12 protein-coding genes are annotated in these 14,414 nt (G+C 66.4%); 4 read left to right on the top strand and 8 right to left on the bottom strand.

Translation table 11 applies throughout. The features are described from left to right. Nucleotides 1-2 precede the first annotated feature (2 nt). Together DUGA2_RS11020 and fetB are read left to right on the top strand one after the other, a co-directional pair. On the top strand, nucleotides 3-623 hold the full coding sequence (locus DUGA2_RS11020; RefSeq protein ID WP_070269324.1) for an ATP-binding cassette domain-containing protein: 621 nt from the start codon (nucleotides 3-5) through the stop codon (nucleotides 621-623). Next, on the top strand, nucleotides 620-1,429 hold the full coding sequence (gene fetB / locus DUGA2_RS11015; RefSeq protein WP_210402549.1) for an iron export ABC transporter permease subunit FetB: 810 nt from the start codon (nucleotides 620-622) through the stop codon (nucleotides 1,427-1,429). The genes DUGA2_RS11020 and fetB overlap by 4 nt, the downstream gene beginning before the upstream one ends. On the opposite strand, the gene DUGA2_RS11010 is transcribed toward fetB, so the two are convergent. The 6 genes from DUGA2_RS11010 to cqsA form a co-directional block, all read right to left on the bottom strand. Then, entirely contained in the window at nucleotides 1,380-2,534 is a 1,155-nt protein-coding gene (locus DUGA2_RS11010) for an MFS transporter (protein ID WP_070269323.1), read from the bottom strand. The two genes, fetB and DUGA2_RS11010, sit on opposite strands and share 50 nt — an antisense overlap. A 14-nt stretch (nucleotides 2,535-2,548) precedes the next feature. Then, the gene (locus tag DUGA2_RS11005) at nucleotides 2,549-3,325 is read right to left on the bottom strand and encodes a DeoR/GlpR family DNA-binding transcription regulator (protein WP_070269322.1); all 777 of its coding nucleotides are present in this window, start codon (nucleotides 3,323-3,325) and stop codon (nucleotides 2,549-2,551) included. A gap of 67 nt (nucleotides 3,326-3,392) precedes the next feature. Further along, nucleotides 3,393-5,351, bottom strand: coding sequence for an acyl CoA:acetate/3-ketoacid CoA transferase (locus DUGA2_RS11000; protein WP_083296286.1), 1,959 nt, complete (start codon nucleotides 5,349-5,351; stop codon nucleotides 3,393-3,395). Between the two features lie 13 nt (nucleotides 5,352-5,364). After that, complete coding sequence (locus DUGA2_RS10995) at nucleotides 5,365-6,672, bottom strand: DNA recombination protein RmuC (RefSeq protein ID WP_070269320.1); 1,308 nt, start codon at nucleotides 6,670-6,672, stop codon at nucleotides 5,365-5,367. A gap of 4 nt (nucleotides 6,673-6,676) precedes the next feature. Further along, on the bottom strand, nucleotides 6,677-7,075 hold the full coding sequence (locus DUGA2_RS10990; RefSeq protein WP_070269319.1) for a group II truncated hemoglobin: 399 nt from the start codon (nucleotides 7,073-7,075) through the stop codon (nucleotides 6,677-6,679). Nucleotides 7,076-7,108: 33 nt separating this feature from the next. Beyond that, nucleotides 7,109-8,368 (bottom strand): alpha-hydroxyketone-type quorum-sensing autoinducer synthase, encoded by a 1,260-nt coding sequence (gene cqsA, locus DUGA2_RS10985; protein WP_070269318.1) that lies wholly within the window; start codon nucleotides 8,366-8,368, stop codon nucleotides 7,109-7,111. Nucleotides 8,369-8,539: 171 nt separating this feature from the next. On the opposite strand from cqsA, the gene DUGA2_RS10980 reads away from it, so the two are divergent. Next, nucleotides 8,540-9,820 carry a HAMP domain-containing sensor histidine kinase gene (locus tag DUGA2_RS10980; protein ID WP_070269317.1) on the top strand — a complete coding sequence of 427 codons (1,281 nt, stop codon included), beginning with the start codon at nucleotides 8,540-8,542 and terminating at the stop codon, nucleotides 9,818-9,820. Between the two features lie 3 nt (nucleotides 9,821-9,823). Beyond that, nucleotides 9,824-10,834: a response regulator gene (locus DUGA2_RS10975; protein WP_070269316.1), complete on the top strand. Its 1,011-nt coding sequence runs from the start codon at nucleotides 9,824-9,826 to the stop codon at nucleotides 10,832-10,834. A gap of 3 nt (nucleotides 10,835-10,837) precedes the next feature. Here the strand turns inward: DUGA2_RS10975 and DUGA2_RS10970 are convergent, their stop codons facing one another. Next, on the bottom strand, nucleotides 10,838-13,375 hold the full coding sequence (locus tag DUGA2_RS10970; protein ID WP_070269315.1) for an ABC transporter permease: 2,538 nt from the start codon (nucleotides 13,373-13,375) through the stop codon (nucleotides 10,838-10,840). Nucleotides 13,376-13,384: 9 nt separating this feature from the next. After that, nucleotides 13,385-14,392: an adenosine deaminase gene (locus tag DUGA2_RS10965; RefSeq protein ID WP_070269314.1), complete on the bottom strand. Its 1,008-nt coding sequence runs from the start codon at nucleotides 14,390-14,392 to the stop codon at nucleotides 13,385-13,387. Nucleotides 14,393-14,414: the final 22 nt, after the last annotated feature.

The following is a 14,414-nucleotide window of genomic DNA, read 5'->3' as shown; positions in this document are numbered from 1 at the left end:
GCATGCAGCACCCGCGCCTGCGCATCCGCAACCTGCAATCGCCGCTGGCCGGCCCGTTCTCCTTCGATCTGGACGCGGGCCAGTGCCTGACCATCTCCGGCCCGTCCGGCGCCGGCAAAAGCCTGCTGCTGCGGATGCTGTGCGATCTCGATCCCAACACCGGCGAGGCCCTGCTGAACGGCCTGCCGCGCTCCGGCATGAGCGCCCCTGCGTGGCGGGCCGGCGTGATCTACCAGCCCGCCGAAGCGGCATGGTGGCTGCCGACCGCAGGCGAGCATTTCAAGCCCGCGCAGATGGACCGCGTGCGCGAACTGCTGCCGCAACTAAATCTGCCGCCGTCGCTGCTGGAGAGCGACATCACCCGCCTGTCCACCGGCGAACGCCAGCGGATGGCGTTGATACGCTCGCTGGCCTGCCAACCGCAAGTGCTGCTGCTCGACGAGCCCACCGCCGCGCTGGATCCCGAATCCGTCGCCGCCACCGAAAAGCTGCTGCAAAAGGAACTGGCGGCGGGCCTGGCCATCATCCTGGTGACGCACTCAGAGGCGCAGGCGCAAACGCTGGGCCACCGCAGCATGACGATGCGGGACCGCCAACTCAAAGAAAACGAGGCCGCGCCATGAGCACCGGCATGGCACCGATCCAGCCAGGCGCGATCGACCTGGCCATCGCCTCTTCACTGGTGCTGCTCAACGCCGGCATCTCGGCGTGGCTGGGATTGCGCATGCAGCGCAGCATGCTGTGGGCCGCCGTACGCATGGTGGTGCAATTGCTGCTGGTTGGACTGGTGCTGCGCTGGGTGTTCGCACTGGCCTCGCCCGCCGCCACGCTGGCCGTGGCGATGCTGATGATCGTGGCCGCCGCGCGCGAGGTGGCGATGCGGCCCGCACACGGCTTGCGCGGCTGGCCGGGCGTGTGGCTGGCGACGGCCAGCGTCGGCCTGTCCAGCATCGCCACCGTGATGCTGGCGCTGTTCACGGTGCTGCATCCGACGCCCTGGTACGAGCCACAGTACGCGATTCCGCTGATCGGCATCGTGCTGGGCAACGTACTCAATTCCGCCAGCCTGGGATTGGACTGCTTCTACGGCGGCGTGGTCAACTCCCGCGCCGCAATCGAGGCGCAACTGGTGCTGGGCGCAACCCGCAACGAAGCGCTGGCGCCGCTGATACGCGAATCGGTGCGCAAGGGACTGATCCCGCTCATCAACCAGATGTCGGCGGCCGGCATCATCACCCTGCCCGGCATCATGACCGGCCAGATCCTCGCGGGCATGGACCCGATGGACGCGGTGCGCTATCAAATCCTGCTGATGTTCCTGCTGGCCGGCGGCAGCGGCCTGTCGGTCACGGTGGCCGTCTACCTGGCGGCGCGCAGCGTCACCGACGAGCGCCACCGCCTGCGCCTGGAACGGCTGACCAGCCGCTAGCCGCCACCAGCAACATGCCGCAGGCCAGGCCTGCGAACGCCAACTGCAAGCCGAATGCGTGGGCCACGAATCCTATCAATCCCGGCCCAGCCAGAATGCCTGCGTAGCCGATGGTGGTGATGGCGCTGATGGCCAGGCTGGCCGGCATGTCCTTCTGGCTGCCCGCTGCGCTGAACAGCACCGGCACGATGTTCGAAGCGCCAGTGCCGATCAGCGCGAAGCCAGCCAGTGCGATCCACGGCGACGGCGCCAGCACCACGATCAGGAATCCCAACGCCGCGCACAAGCCGCCCAACAGCAGCAGGCGGTGGCCGCCCCAGCGCTGCACCATCCGGTCGCCATTCAACCGCCCCACCGTCATCGCCAAAGCGAAAGCCGCGTAGCCAAGGCCACCCTGCCCGGCCGTGAAGCCGCCGCCGCTGGTCAGCATGACCGCGCTCCAGTCCAGCACAGCACCTTCGGCCAGGAACACCAGCGAGCATAAGGCGCCAATCAAAACGACCGCGCCGCGCGGCATGGCGAACAGCGGTGCGTCGCGCTCCGACGGCGCGGGATCGCGCAGCAGATAAGGGCCTGCGCCGATCAGCACCAGCGCGACCGCCGCCGCCAGCACCAGCGACGCCGCGACCAGGTCCAGCCCCGCCCACAGCATCAACGTCATGCTGCCCGCACCGACGATGCCGCCCACGCTGAACAATCCATGGAAGCCCGACATCAGCGCGCCGTCATATTCCTTCTCGACGATCACGGCCTGGATATTCATCGCCACATCCAGCGTGCCTATCGTCGCGCCAAACAGGAACAGCGCCAGCGCCAACAACCACGCCGTCGGCGCGATCGCCAGGAAAGGGAACACCAGACAGCATCCAAGCCCGGAAGCGAGAATGATGCGGCGGCAGCCGAAGCGCGCAGCCAGCACGCCCGTCACCGGCATCGCCAGCAGCGAGCCGATGCCGAGACAAAGCAGCAGCAAACCAAGCTCCCCTTGCTGCACGCCGGTGCGCGCCTGCGCGAACGGCACCAGCGGCGCCCAGGCCGACATCGCCATGCCTGCGGCCAGGAAGGCCAGGCGGGTAGAAATTCGTTGTTGTAAACCGGTGGTCATCAGATGCGCTTTCTTTATTCGGCGCGCAGCAGGCGGGTGCCGGCTGCGGAATAGGCATCCATCAGCCGCGCATCGCTATCATGCTCGACGACCAGGTGAGTCAATTGGGCGATAGGCAGCACCAGGAAGGAAGCGACCGCGCCCATTTTTTCGGTCGTGGCGACAACGGCGGTGGCCTTGCTGTGCGCTGCGAGGCGGCGCTTGAATTCCGCCTCCTCAAAATCGACAGCGGTGATGCCTGCGTGCAGATCGACACCGCAAGCGCCGATGAAGTACAGGTCGGGCCGCAGCAGCTCCACCTCGCGCAGCGCGGTCGCACCGACGCTGCCGCCCAGGCCCTGCTTGACGCGGCCGCCGATCATGATCAGTTCTATGTGAGGGCTGTCGAGCAGCCGCGCCGCAATCGACGGCGCGTTGGTCAGCACCGTCAACGGCACCGCAGGCAAAGCCTCGGCGATGGCCAGGTTGCTGGAGCCGGCGTCGAGGAAGATCACACTGCCCGGCTTGACCAGCGTGGCGGCGGCAGCGCCCAGGCGCGACTTGCCGGACTGCTGGCGGCCCAGGCGCTGGGTCAGCGTGCCAGATTCCGGCGCGGCGGCGATGCGTACGGCGCCGCCATACACTTTCTGGCACAAGCCGGCGGCGGCCAGGTCGCGCAGGTCGCGCCGTATGGTGTCTTCGGTGACGTTCAGGTCCAGCGCCAGCACGGAAGCAATCACGCGGCCGTCGGCCTCCAATTGCTTCAGTATCAGGTCGTGGCGCTCTTGCAGCAGGAGGTTTTCACGTTTCATGCGCAAAAGTGTACACATTCACGCGCAGAATGTAAACAAACACGCACAAACAAGCGCAAACGCGCAATCAAGGTTCCTGTAAGCGGAGCAAGGCCTCGGCCGAGTTGGCGAACAGCGCGGCGTCCTTCTCGATGCGGCGGAAGGCGCGGCCCAGGCTGGCGCGCATGAAGGTGCTGTGGGCGTAGCGCGTCACCTTGCTGTAGTAGCGCTCCGCCAGATCGTTCACGGAGGCCACGTACTGGTCCAGCAGGTCCGGCGAGATCGAGAAGTTATCGTAGTTGATCACCGCCGGCACCTTGCGGCCCAGCGGCGCCAGGCGCTCCGCCACCATCGCGCAGATGGCGGCGATGGTGGCGGCGTCGCTTACCTCGAAGCCTTCGAAGTTCACGAAGAACAGTTCCTGCTGCGCGTCGTACACCAGCCGCTGCTCCAGCGGCAGCGCGAGGAAGTCGCCGCGCCAGTTCATCGCCAGTGGCGAGAAGATGCGCGCATCCATCACCTTCAGCTGCGCGCTGATCATCGGCCTGAAATCCATATGCGCCAGGATGTCGCGCTCCACATCGACGCCGGGTGCGATCTCGATCAGCTCCAGCGCGGACATGCCGCCGTCCAGCACCAGCCGCATCACGCAGCGCTCAGTGATGAACAACGCCTCCTGCCCGCGCCGCGCCGCGTACTCGCCGCTGTAGGTGCGGTGCTCCACCTCATCGACAAACTTGCGCGTCGCGCCCTTGTCCGCCATGAAGGTGCCGACAAACACCACCTTGCGCGCATTCTGGCTGATGTTGATGAAGCCCCCGGCGCCGGCCAGCTTGCTGCCGAATTTGCTGACATTCAGATTGCCATGACGATCAGCCTGCGCCAGGCCAAGCACCGCCACATCCAAACCGCCGCCGTCGTAGAAATCGAACTGGTAGGGCTGGTCGATGACGGCGTCCGGGTTGGTGGCCGCGCCGAAGTTCAGGCCTGCGGCCGGCATGCCGCCGATCACGCCCGGCTCCGCCGTCAGCGTCACCAGGTCGAGCAGCTTCTCCTCCACCGCCACCGCCGCCACGCCCTCCGGCATGCCGATGCCGAGGTTGACCACGTTGTTCGGCCGCAGCTCCATCAGCGCGCGGCGCGCGATCACCTTCCGCTCCGACATCGGCATCGCCGCCATCGCCGACAAAGGCACGCGCACCTCGCCCGAGTAGGCGGGGTTGTACGGTTCGGCGAAAGTCTGCATATGGTATTCCGGCTTTTCCGCCACCACCACGCAATCGACCAGGATGCCGGGGATCTTGACCTGGCGCGGATTGAGCGTGCCCCGGTCGGCGATGCGCTCCACCTGCACGATGACGATGCCGCCCGAATTGTGCGCGGCCATCGCGATCGCCAGCGCCTCCAGCGTCAGCGCCTCGCGCTCCATGGTGACGTTGCCGTTGGCGTCCGCCGTGGTGCCGCGGATGATCCCCACGTGCACCGGCTGCGATTTGTAGAACAGGTATTCCTTGCCGCCCAACGTCAGCAGCTCGACCAGCTCCTCGGTGGTGCGGGCGTTGATCTTGCCGCCACCGTGGCGCGGATCGACGAAAGTGCCCAGGCCCACGTGCGTGAGCAGGCCGGGTTTGCCGGCGGCGGTGTCGCGGAACAGCTGGCTGATGACGCCCTGCGGCAGGTTGTAGGCTTCGATCTTGCCGCTCATGGCCAGCTGCTGCAGCTTGGGCACCAGGCTCCAGTGGCCGCCGATCACGCGCTTGAGCAAGCCCTCATGACCGAAGTGATTCAGGCCGCGCTCCTTGCCGTCGCCCTGCCCTGCGGCGTAGAGCAGCGTCAGGTCGCGCGGATGGCCGCCGCTGTCGGCTGCCAGGAAGCGCCGCTCCAGCGCCACCGCGATATTCTCGGCGAAGCCGACACCGACAAAGCCGCCGGTGGCGATGGTGTCGCCGTCGCGTATCAGGCTGACCGCATCGGCCGCACTGACGATCTTGTTGCGCTGAACGGCAGGTATGCCGACCATGGAAAAATCGAGAGTGCGACCTGGCATACCTGTCTCCGTTCTAGTCTATGTCGAGATCCTGTTTGTCGATCTCTGGCCCCAGCAGCAACTGCGCCGCTTCGCTCGGCAGCGCCTCCACCGTCTTCAGCTTGCGCGCCATCTGGCGGCTGCGGGTTTCGGCCGTTTCGATATTCTTGGCGGCGCGCTCTAAGGTCAGCTTGGTGGCGGCCAGCACGTCGCCGAATTTGCTGAACTCCGTCTTCACCGCGCCCAGCACCTGCCACACTTCCGACGAGCGCTTCTCCAGCGCCAGTGTGCGGAAGCCCATCTGCAGGCTGTTGAGCAGCGCCGACAAGGTCGACGGCCCGGCAATGCTGATCCGGTTCACGCGCTGCAGCTCGTCGGCCAGGCCGGGACGGCGCATCACCTCCGCGTACAGGCCCTCGGTGGGCAGGAACAGGATGGCGAAATCGGTGGTGTGCGGCGGCGACACGTACTTCTCCGAGATGGTCTTGGCCTCGACGCGCACCGCGCGTTCCAGCTCGCGGCCGGCCTGCGCCACGCCGTCGGCATCGGCGCGGTCGGCGGCGTCCAGCAGGCGCTCGTACTGCTCTTTCGGGAACTTGGCGTCGATCGGCATCCACACCGGCGCGCCGCCCTCGACCTGGCCCGGCAGCTTGAGCGCGAACTCCACGCGCGCGCCGCTGCCGGCGATGGTCTCGACGTTCTTCGCATACTGCTCCGGCGTCAGCACCTGCTCCAGCAGCATCTCCAGCTGCACCTCGCCCCAGGTGCCGCGCGTCTTCACATTGGTCAGCACACGTTTCAGGTCGCCGACGCCCAGCGCCAGCTGCTGCATCTCGCCCAAACCCTGATGCACCCGCTCCAGCCGCTCGGACACCTGCTGGAACGAGGCGCTCAGGCGCGCCTCCAGCGTCGCATGCAGCTTCTCGTCGACGGTCTTGCGCATCTCTTCCAGACGGGCGCCGTTGTCGGCTTGCAGATCCTTGATCTTGGCCTCCAGCGTGGCGCGCACTTCCTGCATGCGCGCAGCGTTCGATTCTGTGAGGCGTATCAACGCCAGGTTCATGCTCTCGGCGAACTGCTTCAGGCTGCGGCCCTGCTCATCGCGGCCGACCAGGCCTTGCGCTTCGAGCTGGCGGCGCATGGCCTCGAACTGCTGCACGCTGGCGGCGTGCGTGGCTTGCGCCGTGGTCTGCAACTGCATCCGCACTTCGCGTTCGACGCGCTCGATGCGCTCGGCCAGGCCGCCATCGGCGCCGCCGCGTGCACGCAGCAGCGACAGCAATTGCAGCACAATCACCACGGCAATCGCCGCCAGCAGGACAAAGAACTCGATCTGGCTCATGGCGTCAATCCGGCTTGTTGCGCATCCAGTCGGCGGTTTGATAGAAGGACTCCATCAACCGCAACCGCAGCGCCTCGTCGATGCCGACATCTTCCATCGCCCACGCCATCGCGCGCAGCCACTGGTCGCGCTCCTGGGTGCCGATGGCGAACGGCATATGCCGCATGCGCAGGCGCGGATGGCCGTGCGCTTCGATGTACAGGTCCGGCCCGCCCATCCAGCCGCTCAGGAACATGAACAGGCGCTCGCGCGCATTGTCCAGCGTGGGCGGATGGGCGGCGCGCAGCAGCGCAAACTCCGGCTCCAGTTCCATCAGATCATAAAAACGGTCGACCATCTCGCGCACGCGCGATTCGCCGCCGATCACTTCATAGAGAGTTTTGGATTCAGTCATAACCTCCATGATAGCGTACCGGGCGGCGAAACGAAGGCCGCCTTACACCAGTGCCAGCCGGCGCAGGCGCCGCGTCGACGACCAGTTCTCCAGGTCGGCCTCGACGCGGATGTCGTCGCAGGCCTGGATGATGCGCGACAGCTGCGCGCGGTCCAGGCCCGCGTTGAGCGTCAGCCGCACCAGCGAGCGGTTCTTCGGCGTGGCCGGCGCGCAGAACATGGCGCCGTAGATGCCGTGCCGCTCCAGCAGCTTGCGCAGCGCCAGCGTCTTCGGTTCCGGGCCGGGCTCCAGCGCGATGATCTGCTCGCTGCCGTCGCTGACGTTGTAGCCCAGCGCGCTCAACTCCTCGCGCACCTCCAGCGCATGGGCGCGCAGCGCGGCGCGGCGGTCGTCGGCGGCGGCGACGAAATCGATGGCGGCGTCGAACCACGCCAGCTCATGCCCCAGCAGGCAGGAACTGAAGATCGCCGGACGCGACTCGGACAGGAAGTAGCCCTTGAATTTGCTGGAACAGGTGATGAAGCCGGCGCGGCCGGCAAACGCCTTCGCCAGCGAGGCCGTGCGGAAGTGCACGCGCTCGCTCAAGCCCAGGCCGGCCACCAGCCCCGCGCCGCGCGAGCCGTGCGTGCCCAGCGAATGCGATTCATCGACGATCAGCAGGCAGCCGCTGCGCTCGGCGATTTCCACCAGCTCCCGCAACGGCGCCACGCTGCCGTTGGTGCTGTACAGCGCGTCGACCACGATCAGGCCGCGCCCATGGCGCGCCAGCTGCTTCTGCAAATGCTCGATATCGTTGTGCAGGAAGGGCAGCGGCGTCGCCCCGGCCGACTGCACGCCCTCCCACAGCGAGGCATGGGCCTGCATGTCCAGGTAGACCGGGATGCCGGGCCCCGCCAGCGTCTGCACCAGGCCGACGTTGGCGGCCCAGCCGGACTGCGCCATGATGCCGTCCTGCGCGCCCATGAACTGCGCGAACTTGCGTTCCAGCCGGTGCTGCGCGCTGCCCTCCTGCAGATACACGGCCGACATCAGCAGCTCGCCCTGGCTGTGCGCCAGCGCCGCCATCTGCGCCCCCATCAGCGCCGGTTCGCCGGCCAGGCACAGGTAGTCGTTCCCGGCCAGGAACACGGCGCCGGCCGGGGTCGGTTGCCAGGCGTGCGGATGCTCGCCGCCCAGCAGTTGTTCGATGCGGACGATGTAGTGCTCGTCCATGCGGCGGGTCACAAAATCGGGCATGTGCTGCTCAGCCGGCGAGGAAAAAACCTGGGCGTGTACATGATCTTGAGCAATCGCGTTGGCCATTTTCAGACTCCTTTGGTAGTTTTGGAAAAGGTTGTTTTTTTATGATTCCCATACCAACCTTGAGGCCAAAAAAACAAGAAGTGATTGACGCTGATCAATTATTGAATTGATATGCCGGATCGCGTTGTAATTTAAGGCGATCATGGCAACTTGATAAAAGTCAATCCGCCCATGAAGCATCCCCTCCCAGAACGATGGAAACGCTGGCAGCACGGACTGGTCCAGTCGCTGTTGCACTACCATGGCCGCGAGGACCATGCGACGGTGCGCGTGCTGCTGCTGGCGAGCATCGGCACGGTGGGCATGCCGCTGTACTACGTGATCTGGCAGCACTTCTTCCCGCAGGAGTACGAAACCCTGCCGCTGCGCCTGCTCGGCATCCTGCTGTGCGCGCTGGGCCTGTTCGCGCGCCAGTTCAGCCGCCGCATGCTGAACCTCTACCTGCTGGTCACGCTCAGCTATATTTTCCCGTTCTTCTTCACCTTCATGTTCCTGATGAACCACGCTTCCGGCGTGTGGGGCGAGTCGCTGCTGATCGGACTGGTGGTGCTGTTCCACTTCGACACCGGCCTGGCCATCACCGCCTACCTGGCCGGCACCGCCGCCGCCTGCGCCGCGGCGGCAGCGCTGGGCGAAGGCGCGACGCTGCTGAGCCGGCCGGTATTGCAGCAGGTGCCAATCCACTGGTTCACCATCGCCGTGCTGTCGGCGGCCAAGATCAGCCGCCATGTGCTGGCGCAGGAAAAGCTGGCCGGCCTGGGCGCCGGGCTGGCCACCGTGGCGCACGAGCTGCGCACGCCGCTCACCAGCGTCGACGCCAATGTGCGCGGCCTGCTGCGCATGTACACCGACGCCGGCAGCCGCTCGCAGGAGGACCGGCTCAGCGCCGTCGACGCGCTGGCGCGCATCCAGTTCGAGGTGCGCCACATGAACCACATGATCGACCTGTTCCTGCTCAGCGCCACGGCGGTGCGGCAAAACCTGCGGCCGGTGGAGACGGTGTCGATGGAGGGCGTGGTCGAGGCGGTGCTCAAGCGCTATCCCTTCTCCAACGCCACGCAGCAAAAACTGGTGGCGCTGGAGGTGCGCCGCGACTTCAGCTTCGCCGGCCAGACCGAACTGTCGGTGGTGATCCTGCTGAATCTGCTGCGCAACGCGCTCAAGGCCGTGCAGCGCGCCGGCAAGGGCCGCGTGCGCATCGTGGTCGACGGCGCCCACCAGCCGCCCCGCCTGCTGTTCATCGACACCGCCTGCGGCATCCCGGCGCAGCAGATGCCGATGATCTTCCGCCGCTTCTACTCGCATCCGCCGCACAACGGCGCCGGCATCGGCCTGGCCTTGTGCGAAGAGATCATGCACGCCTGGAGCGCCACCATCCATTGCGTATCGCGCGAAGGCGCCTACGCCATTTTCATCCTTGAATTCCCCAAGCCACAGTCCATACCGAGGTGACACATGCATCTGCCCGTCTATTCCCACCCCACGCTGACCGTGCTGGTCGACGACAGCGACTCCTTCCTGCGCAGCCTGTCGTTCCAGCTCGATCCCATGCTGGCCAGCCAGACCTTCCACGACACCACCACGGCGCTGCAATGGTTGCGACAGGGACCGCCATCGGGCTGCGTGCCGCTGCACGTCAACTTCGACATGCACAACCTGCCGGCCGACCAGTGCAATGTGGCGCTGGACCTGGAACGCATCTACCGCATCGGCGAGCAGCGCCAGCGCTTCGCCACGCCGTCGGTGCTGGTGGTCGATTATTCGATGCCGCAGATGAACGGCCTGGAATTCTGCGCGGCGGTGGAGCACCTGCCCTGCAAGAAGATTTTGTTCACCGGCGCGGCCGACGAGAAGATCGCCGTCAGCGCCTTCAACCGCGGCCTGATCGACCGCTACATCAAGAAGAGCGACGACCATGCGCTCGACATCCTGGAGCTGGAGATCGCCGCGCTGCAGCGCGACTACTTCGACACCCAGTCGGAAACGCTGCGCGAGCTGGTGCTGCTACATAACTACAACTTCCTCGGCGACCCGGCGCTGGCGCGGCTGGTGCAGGAGCTCAGCGCCCGCATGGGTTTCGTCGAGCACTACATCTTCCCGAATCCGACCGGCATCCTGTTCCTCGACAAGCACGGCAAGGCCAGCCTGATGATGATAGAAACCGAACAAGGCATGTATGCGCAGTACGAGATCGCGCGCGACAGCGACGCGCCGCCGTCGCTGATGGACGCACTGCTGGAGCGGCGCGTGCTGCCGTTCTTCTCCGATCCGGACGGCGACGGCATGTACTCGCGCCGCGTCGGCGAGAACTGGCACCGCTACTGCGCGGCGCCGCAGATCTGCCAGGGCCGCGAGACCTACTACTGGGCGCTGTTCGACCTGCCGTCGCACTACTTCGACCAGCGCCCGTATTCCTACGCCGAGTTCCTCAAGGAGCGGGCGGCGCTGGACAGCATCGCCGCCTGATGCCTAAGCTTCTCGGAGTGTTTGCAGCGGCGGCTGGCGCAGCACGTTGCGCAGGCCCAGCCAACCGCCGGCGATGGCGCACAGCGCGCCCGCCACCAGCCCGACCAGCCACACGGCGGGACTGAAGCTCCAGGCGAACTTGAACTGGTAGGTGGCCAGCGCCCAGCCCATCGCCGCCGCGCCGCTGGCCGCCAGCACGCCGGACAAGGCGCCCACCAGAGAGAACTCGATCAGTTGCGCCTGCGACAGCTGCCTGCGCGTCGCGCCCAGCGCGCGCAGCAGGCCCGATTCGCGGGTGCGCTCGTCCTGCGATCCCATCAGCGCCGCGTACAGCACCAGCACGCCGGAGGCCAGCGTGAACACGAACAGGAATTCAACCGCCGTCACCACCTGGTCCAGCACCGCCTGCACCTGCCGCAGCAGGCCGCCGACGTCGACGATGGTCAGGTTGGGATAATCGCGCGTCAAGGCGTTCATCAGCGCGCCCTGCCCCTGCGGCAGGTGGAAGGCGGTGATCCAGCTTTGCGACACTTCCGTCATCGCCGCCGGGTTGATGATGACGAAGAAGTTGACCCGCATCGAACCCCACTCCAGTTTGCGCAGGCTGGTGATGGTGGCGTCCACCGGTGTGCCGGCGATATCGAAGCGCAGCTTGTCGCCCAGCTTCCACTTCAGGGTCTTGGCGATGCCCTCTTCCACCGACGCTTCCGGCGCGCCCGGCTTGTCGGCGAACCACTGGCCGGCGCTGATCTTGTTCTCGGCCTGCATGCGCGCCATGGTCGACAGATTGAACTCGCGGTCGGCCAGGCCCTTGGCGCGGTCGTCGGTGTAGGTCTCTGCGGTGACGGGCTTGCCGTTCACGGCGGTCAGGCGGCCGCGTATCATCGGATACTGCGGCGCGTAGTTCACGCCCGCCGCTTGCAGGCGCTTGCCGATGTCGGCCGCCTGCTCCGGCTGGATGTTGATGATGAAGCGGTTGGGCGCATCCGGCGGCGTGGCGTTGCGCCAGGCCGTCATCAGGTCGCCGCGCACCACGGTCAGCACCAGCAGCGCCATCATGCCCAGCGCCAGCGAGACGATCTGCACCACCGTGGCGCCGGGACGGCGCTGCAACGAGCTGATGGCGAAGCGCCAGCTTTGATGGTCGATCGCGCGCCGCATCGGCTTGAGCGCGGCCAGCGCGGCCCAACCCACCAACCCGAACAAGGCGAAGGCGCCGAGGAAGCCGCCCGCCGTGTACAGCGCCAGCTGCACATCGCCCGCCTGCCACAGCAGCAGCGCGACAAAGCCGGCCAGGCCCAGGCCATAGGTGGCCAGCGCGGTCACTTGCGGCGGATCCTGTTCGCGGCGGATCACGCGGTTGTGCGGCACTTTGCGCAGTTGCAGTATCGGCGGCAGCGCGAACGCGGCCAGCAGCAGCATGCCGGTGGCCACGCCCTGCAGCGCCGGGTAGATGGTCGGCGCCGGCAGGCTGGCCGAGACCAGCTTGCCCAGCACTTCCAGCAGCACGTAGTGGCCGCCGAAGCCGACCGCCACGCCCATCGCGCTGCCGGCCAGGCCGACCATCAGGAATTCGATCAGGTACATCAGCGTCACTTCATTCTGCGTCAGGCCCAGGCAGCGCAGCATGGCGCAGGCATCCAGGTGGCGCTGCATGAAGCGGCGCGCCGCCATCGCCACTGCCACCGCCGCCAGCATCGCGGACAGCAGGCCGACCAGCGACAGGAAGCGGTCGGCGCGGTCCAGCGTGGCGCGCATTTCGGGACGGCCGTTTTCCAGCGACTCGACGCGCACGCCCTTGATATTGTTTTGCTTGATCTGCGCTTGCAGCCACTGCTCGTAGGCGGTGGCGACGGCTGCGGCATTCTTCAGCGACGATGGCGCGGCCACCAGCAGGCGGTAGGACACGCGCGATCCGGGCTGGATCAAATTGGTAGCCTCAACGTCGCCGAGCGCGAACATCACGCGCGGCGCGAAGGCCAGGAAGTTAGCGCCGCGATCAGGTTCGGAGGCGATCAGCTGCGCCACGGTGAAACTCTTGTCGCCAAGCTTGATCTGGCCGCCGATGGAGGTCTTCAGGCTGCCCAGCAGGCCGGCGTCTATCCACACCGTGCCGGGCGCGGGCACGCTGTTGGCGGCCGTGCCGTAGCTTTGCTCGGCCTGTTCCGGGTTGGTGGTGATCTTCAGCTGGCCGCGCAGCGGATAGCCGGGGCCGACCGCCTTCAACGACGCCAGCAACGACGTCGATTGCTCGCCCTCGCCCGCCTGCGCCATGCTGGGGAAGCTGACCGTGTCGGTCATCAGCAGCCCGCGCCGGGCAGCCTCCGCGCGCCAGGCCGGGTTGACCGGTAAGTCCGCATTGATGACGACGTCCGCGCCCAGCAGTTGGTGGGCGTCGCGATCGAGGCCGCTGCGCAGGCGGTCGATGAAAAATCCGGTGGCGGACAAGGCGGCCACCGCCACCGTCAACGCGATCAGCAGGAAGCGCAGCTGGCCGGCACGCCAGTCGCGCAACGTCATCTTCAAGGCAAGTTTGAGCATGGAGGTTTTCTAGAGGGCTGCGAAATACGCATCGACTTCATCGAGGAATTTCTGCTTCTGCTCCGCCGGCAGGAAGGCCGCCGAGAAGCTGTTGCGCGCCAGGCGCTGCGCGTGGGACAGGCCCAGCGGCAAGGCATCGAAGGTGGCGACGAAGTTGGCGTTCATGTAGCCGCCGAAGTAGGCCGGGTCGTCCGAGTTCACGGTGGCGACGATGCCTGCATCGAGCAGCTCCAGCAGGTTGTGCTGCTCCATGCGTTCGAACACGCACAGCTTGACGTTCGACAGCGGGCACACCGTCAGCGCGATCTGCTCGCGCGCCAGGCGCTGCGTCAGCGCCGCGTCTTCCAGGCAGCGCACGCCGTGGTCGATGCGCTCGACCTTCAGTACATCGAGCGCGGTCTCGATATACGCCGGCGGGCCTTCCTCGCCCGCGTGGGCGACCAGATGGAAGCCCAGCTCGCGGCACTTGGCGAACACGCGCGCGAACTTCTCCGGCGGATTGCCGACCTCCGACGAATCGAGGCCGATGCCCATGTATTTGTCGCGGTAAGGCAGCGCCTCCTCCAGCGTGGCGAAGGCGTCCTCCTCGGACAGGTGGCGCAGGAAGCTGAGGATCAGCGTGGCGCTGACCGGGCTGTCCTGGCAGGCGCGGTGGATGCCGTCGATCACGGTCTTGATCGGCACGCCGCGCGCGGTGTGGGTTTGCGGATCGAAGAAGATCTCCGTGTGGCGCACATTGTCTTGCTCGGCGCGCTTCAGGTAGGCGGCGGTCATGTCGTAGAAGTCCTGCTCCTGCAACAGCACGCTGGCGCCGGCGTAGTAGATGTCGAGGAAGGACTGCAGGTCGGTGAACGCATACGCGGCGCGCAGCTCTTCCACCGAGCCGTAGGCCAGCTTGACGTTGTTGCGCTGGGCCAGCGCGAAGATCAGTTCCGGCTCCAACGAGCCTTCGATATGGATGTGCAATTCGGCTTTCGGCATCTGCTGCACCACCGTGCGCAATTGTTCGTTCAACATTATTCTTTTTCCCTCTGACGGT

Source organism: Duganella sp. HH101, assembly GCF_001758795.1.
Classification (GTDB): domain Bacteria; phylum Pseudomonadota; class Gammaproteobacteria; order Burkholderiales; family Burkholderiaceae_D; genus Rugamonas; species Rugamonas rivuli.
Note: the sequence above shows the minus strand (reverse complement) of the source record. Positions and strands in the feature narration are given on the sequence as shown.

Bases quoted from the DNA above. Each gene is read 5' to 3' on its own strand.
- DUGA2_RS11020 (WP_070269324.1), top strand. From the start codon at position 3: ATGCAGCACCCGCGCCTGCGCATCCGCAACCTGCAATCGCCGCTGGCC.
- DUGA2_RS10975 (WP_070269316.1), top strand. From the start codon at position 9,824: ATGCATCTGCCCGTCTATTCCCACCCCACGCTGACCGTGCTGGTCGAC.
- DUGA2_RS10990 (WP_070269319.1), bottom strand. From the start codon at position 7,075: ATGGAGGTTATGACTGAATCCAAAACTCTCTATGAAGTGATCGGCGGC.
- fetB (WP_210402549.1), top strand. From the start codon at position 620: ATGAGCACCGGCATGGCACCGATCCAGCCAGGCGCGATCGACCTGGCC.
- DUGA2_RS10965 (WP_070269314.1), bottom strand. From the start codon at position 14,392: ATGTTGAACGAACAATTGCGCACGGTGGTGCAGCAGATGCCGAAAGCC.
- cqsA (WP_070269318.1), bottom strand. From the start codon at position 8,368: ATGGCCAACGCGATTGCTCAAGATCATGTACACGCCCAGGTTTTTTCC.
- DUGA2_RS11000 (WP_083296286.1), bottom strand. From the start codon at position 5,351: ATGCCAGGTCGCACTCTCGATTTTTCCATGGTCGGCATACCTGCCGTT.
- DUGA2_RS10995 (WP_070269320.1), bottom strand. From the start codon at position 6,672: ATGAGCCAGATCGAGTTCTTTGTCCTGCTGGCGGCGATTGCCGTGGTG.
- DUGA2_RS11005 (WP_070269322.1), bottom strand. From the start codon at position 3,325: ATGAAACGTGAAAACCTCCTGCTGCAAGAGCGCCACGACCTGATACTG.
- DUGA2_RS10980 (WP_070269317.1), top strand. From the start codon at position 8,540: ATGAAGCATCCCCTCCCAGAACGATGGAAACGCTGGCAGCACGGACTG.
- DUGA2_RS11010 (WP_070269323.1), bottom strand. From the start codon at position 2,534: ATGACCACCGGTTTACAACAACGAATTTCTACCCGCCTGGCCTTCCTG.
- DUGA2_RS10970 (WP_070269315.1), bottom strand. From the start codon at position 13,375: ATGCTCAAACTTGCCTTGAAGATGACGTTGCGCGACTGGCGTGCCGGC.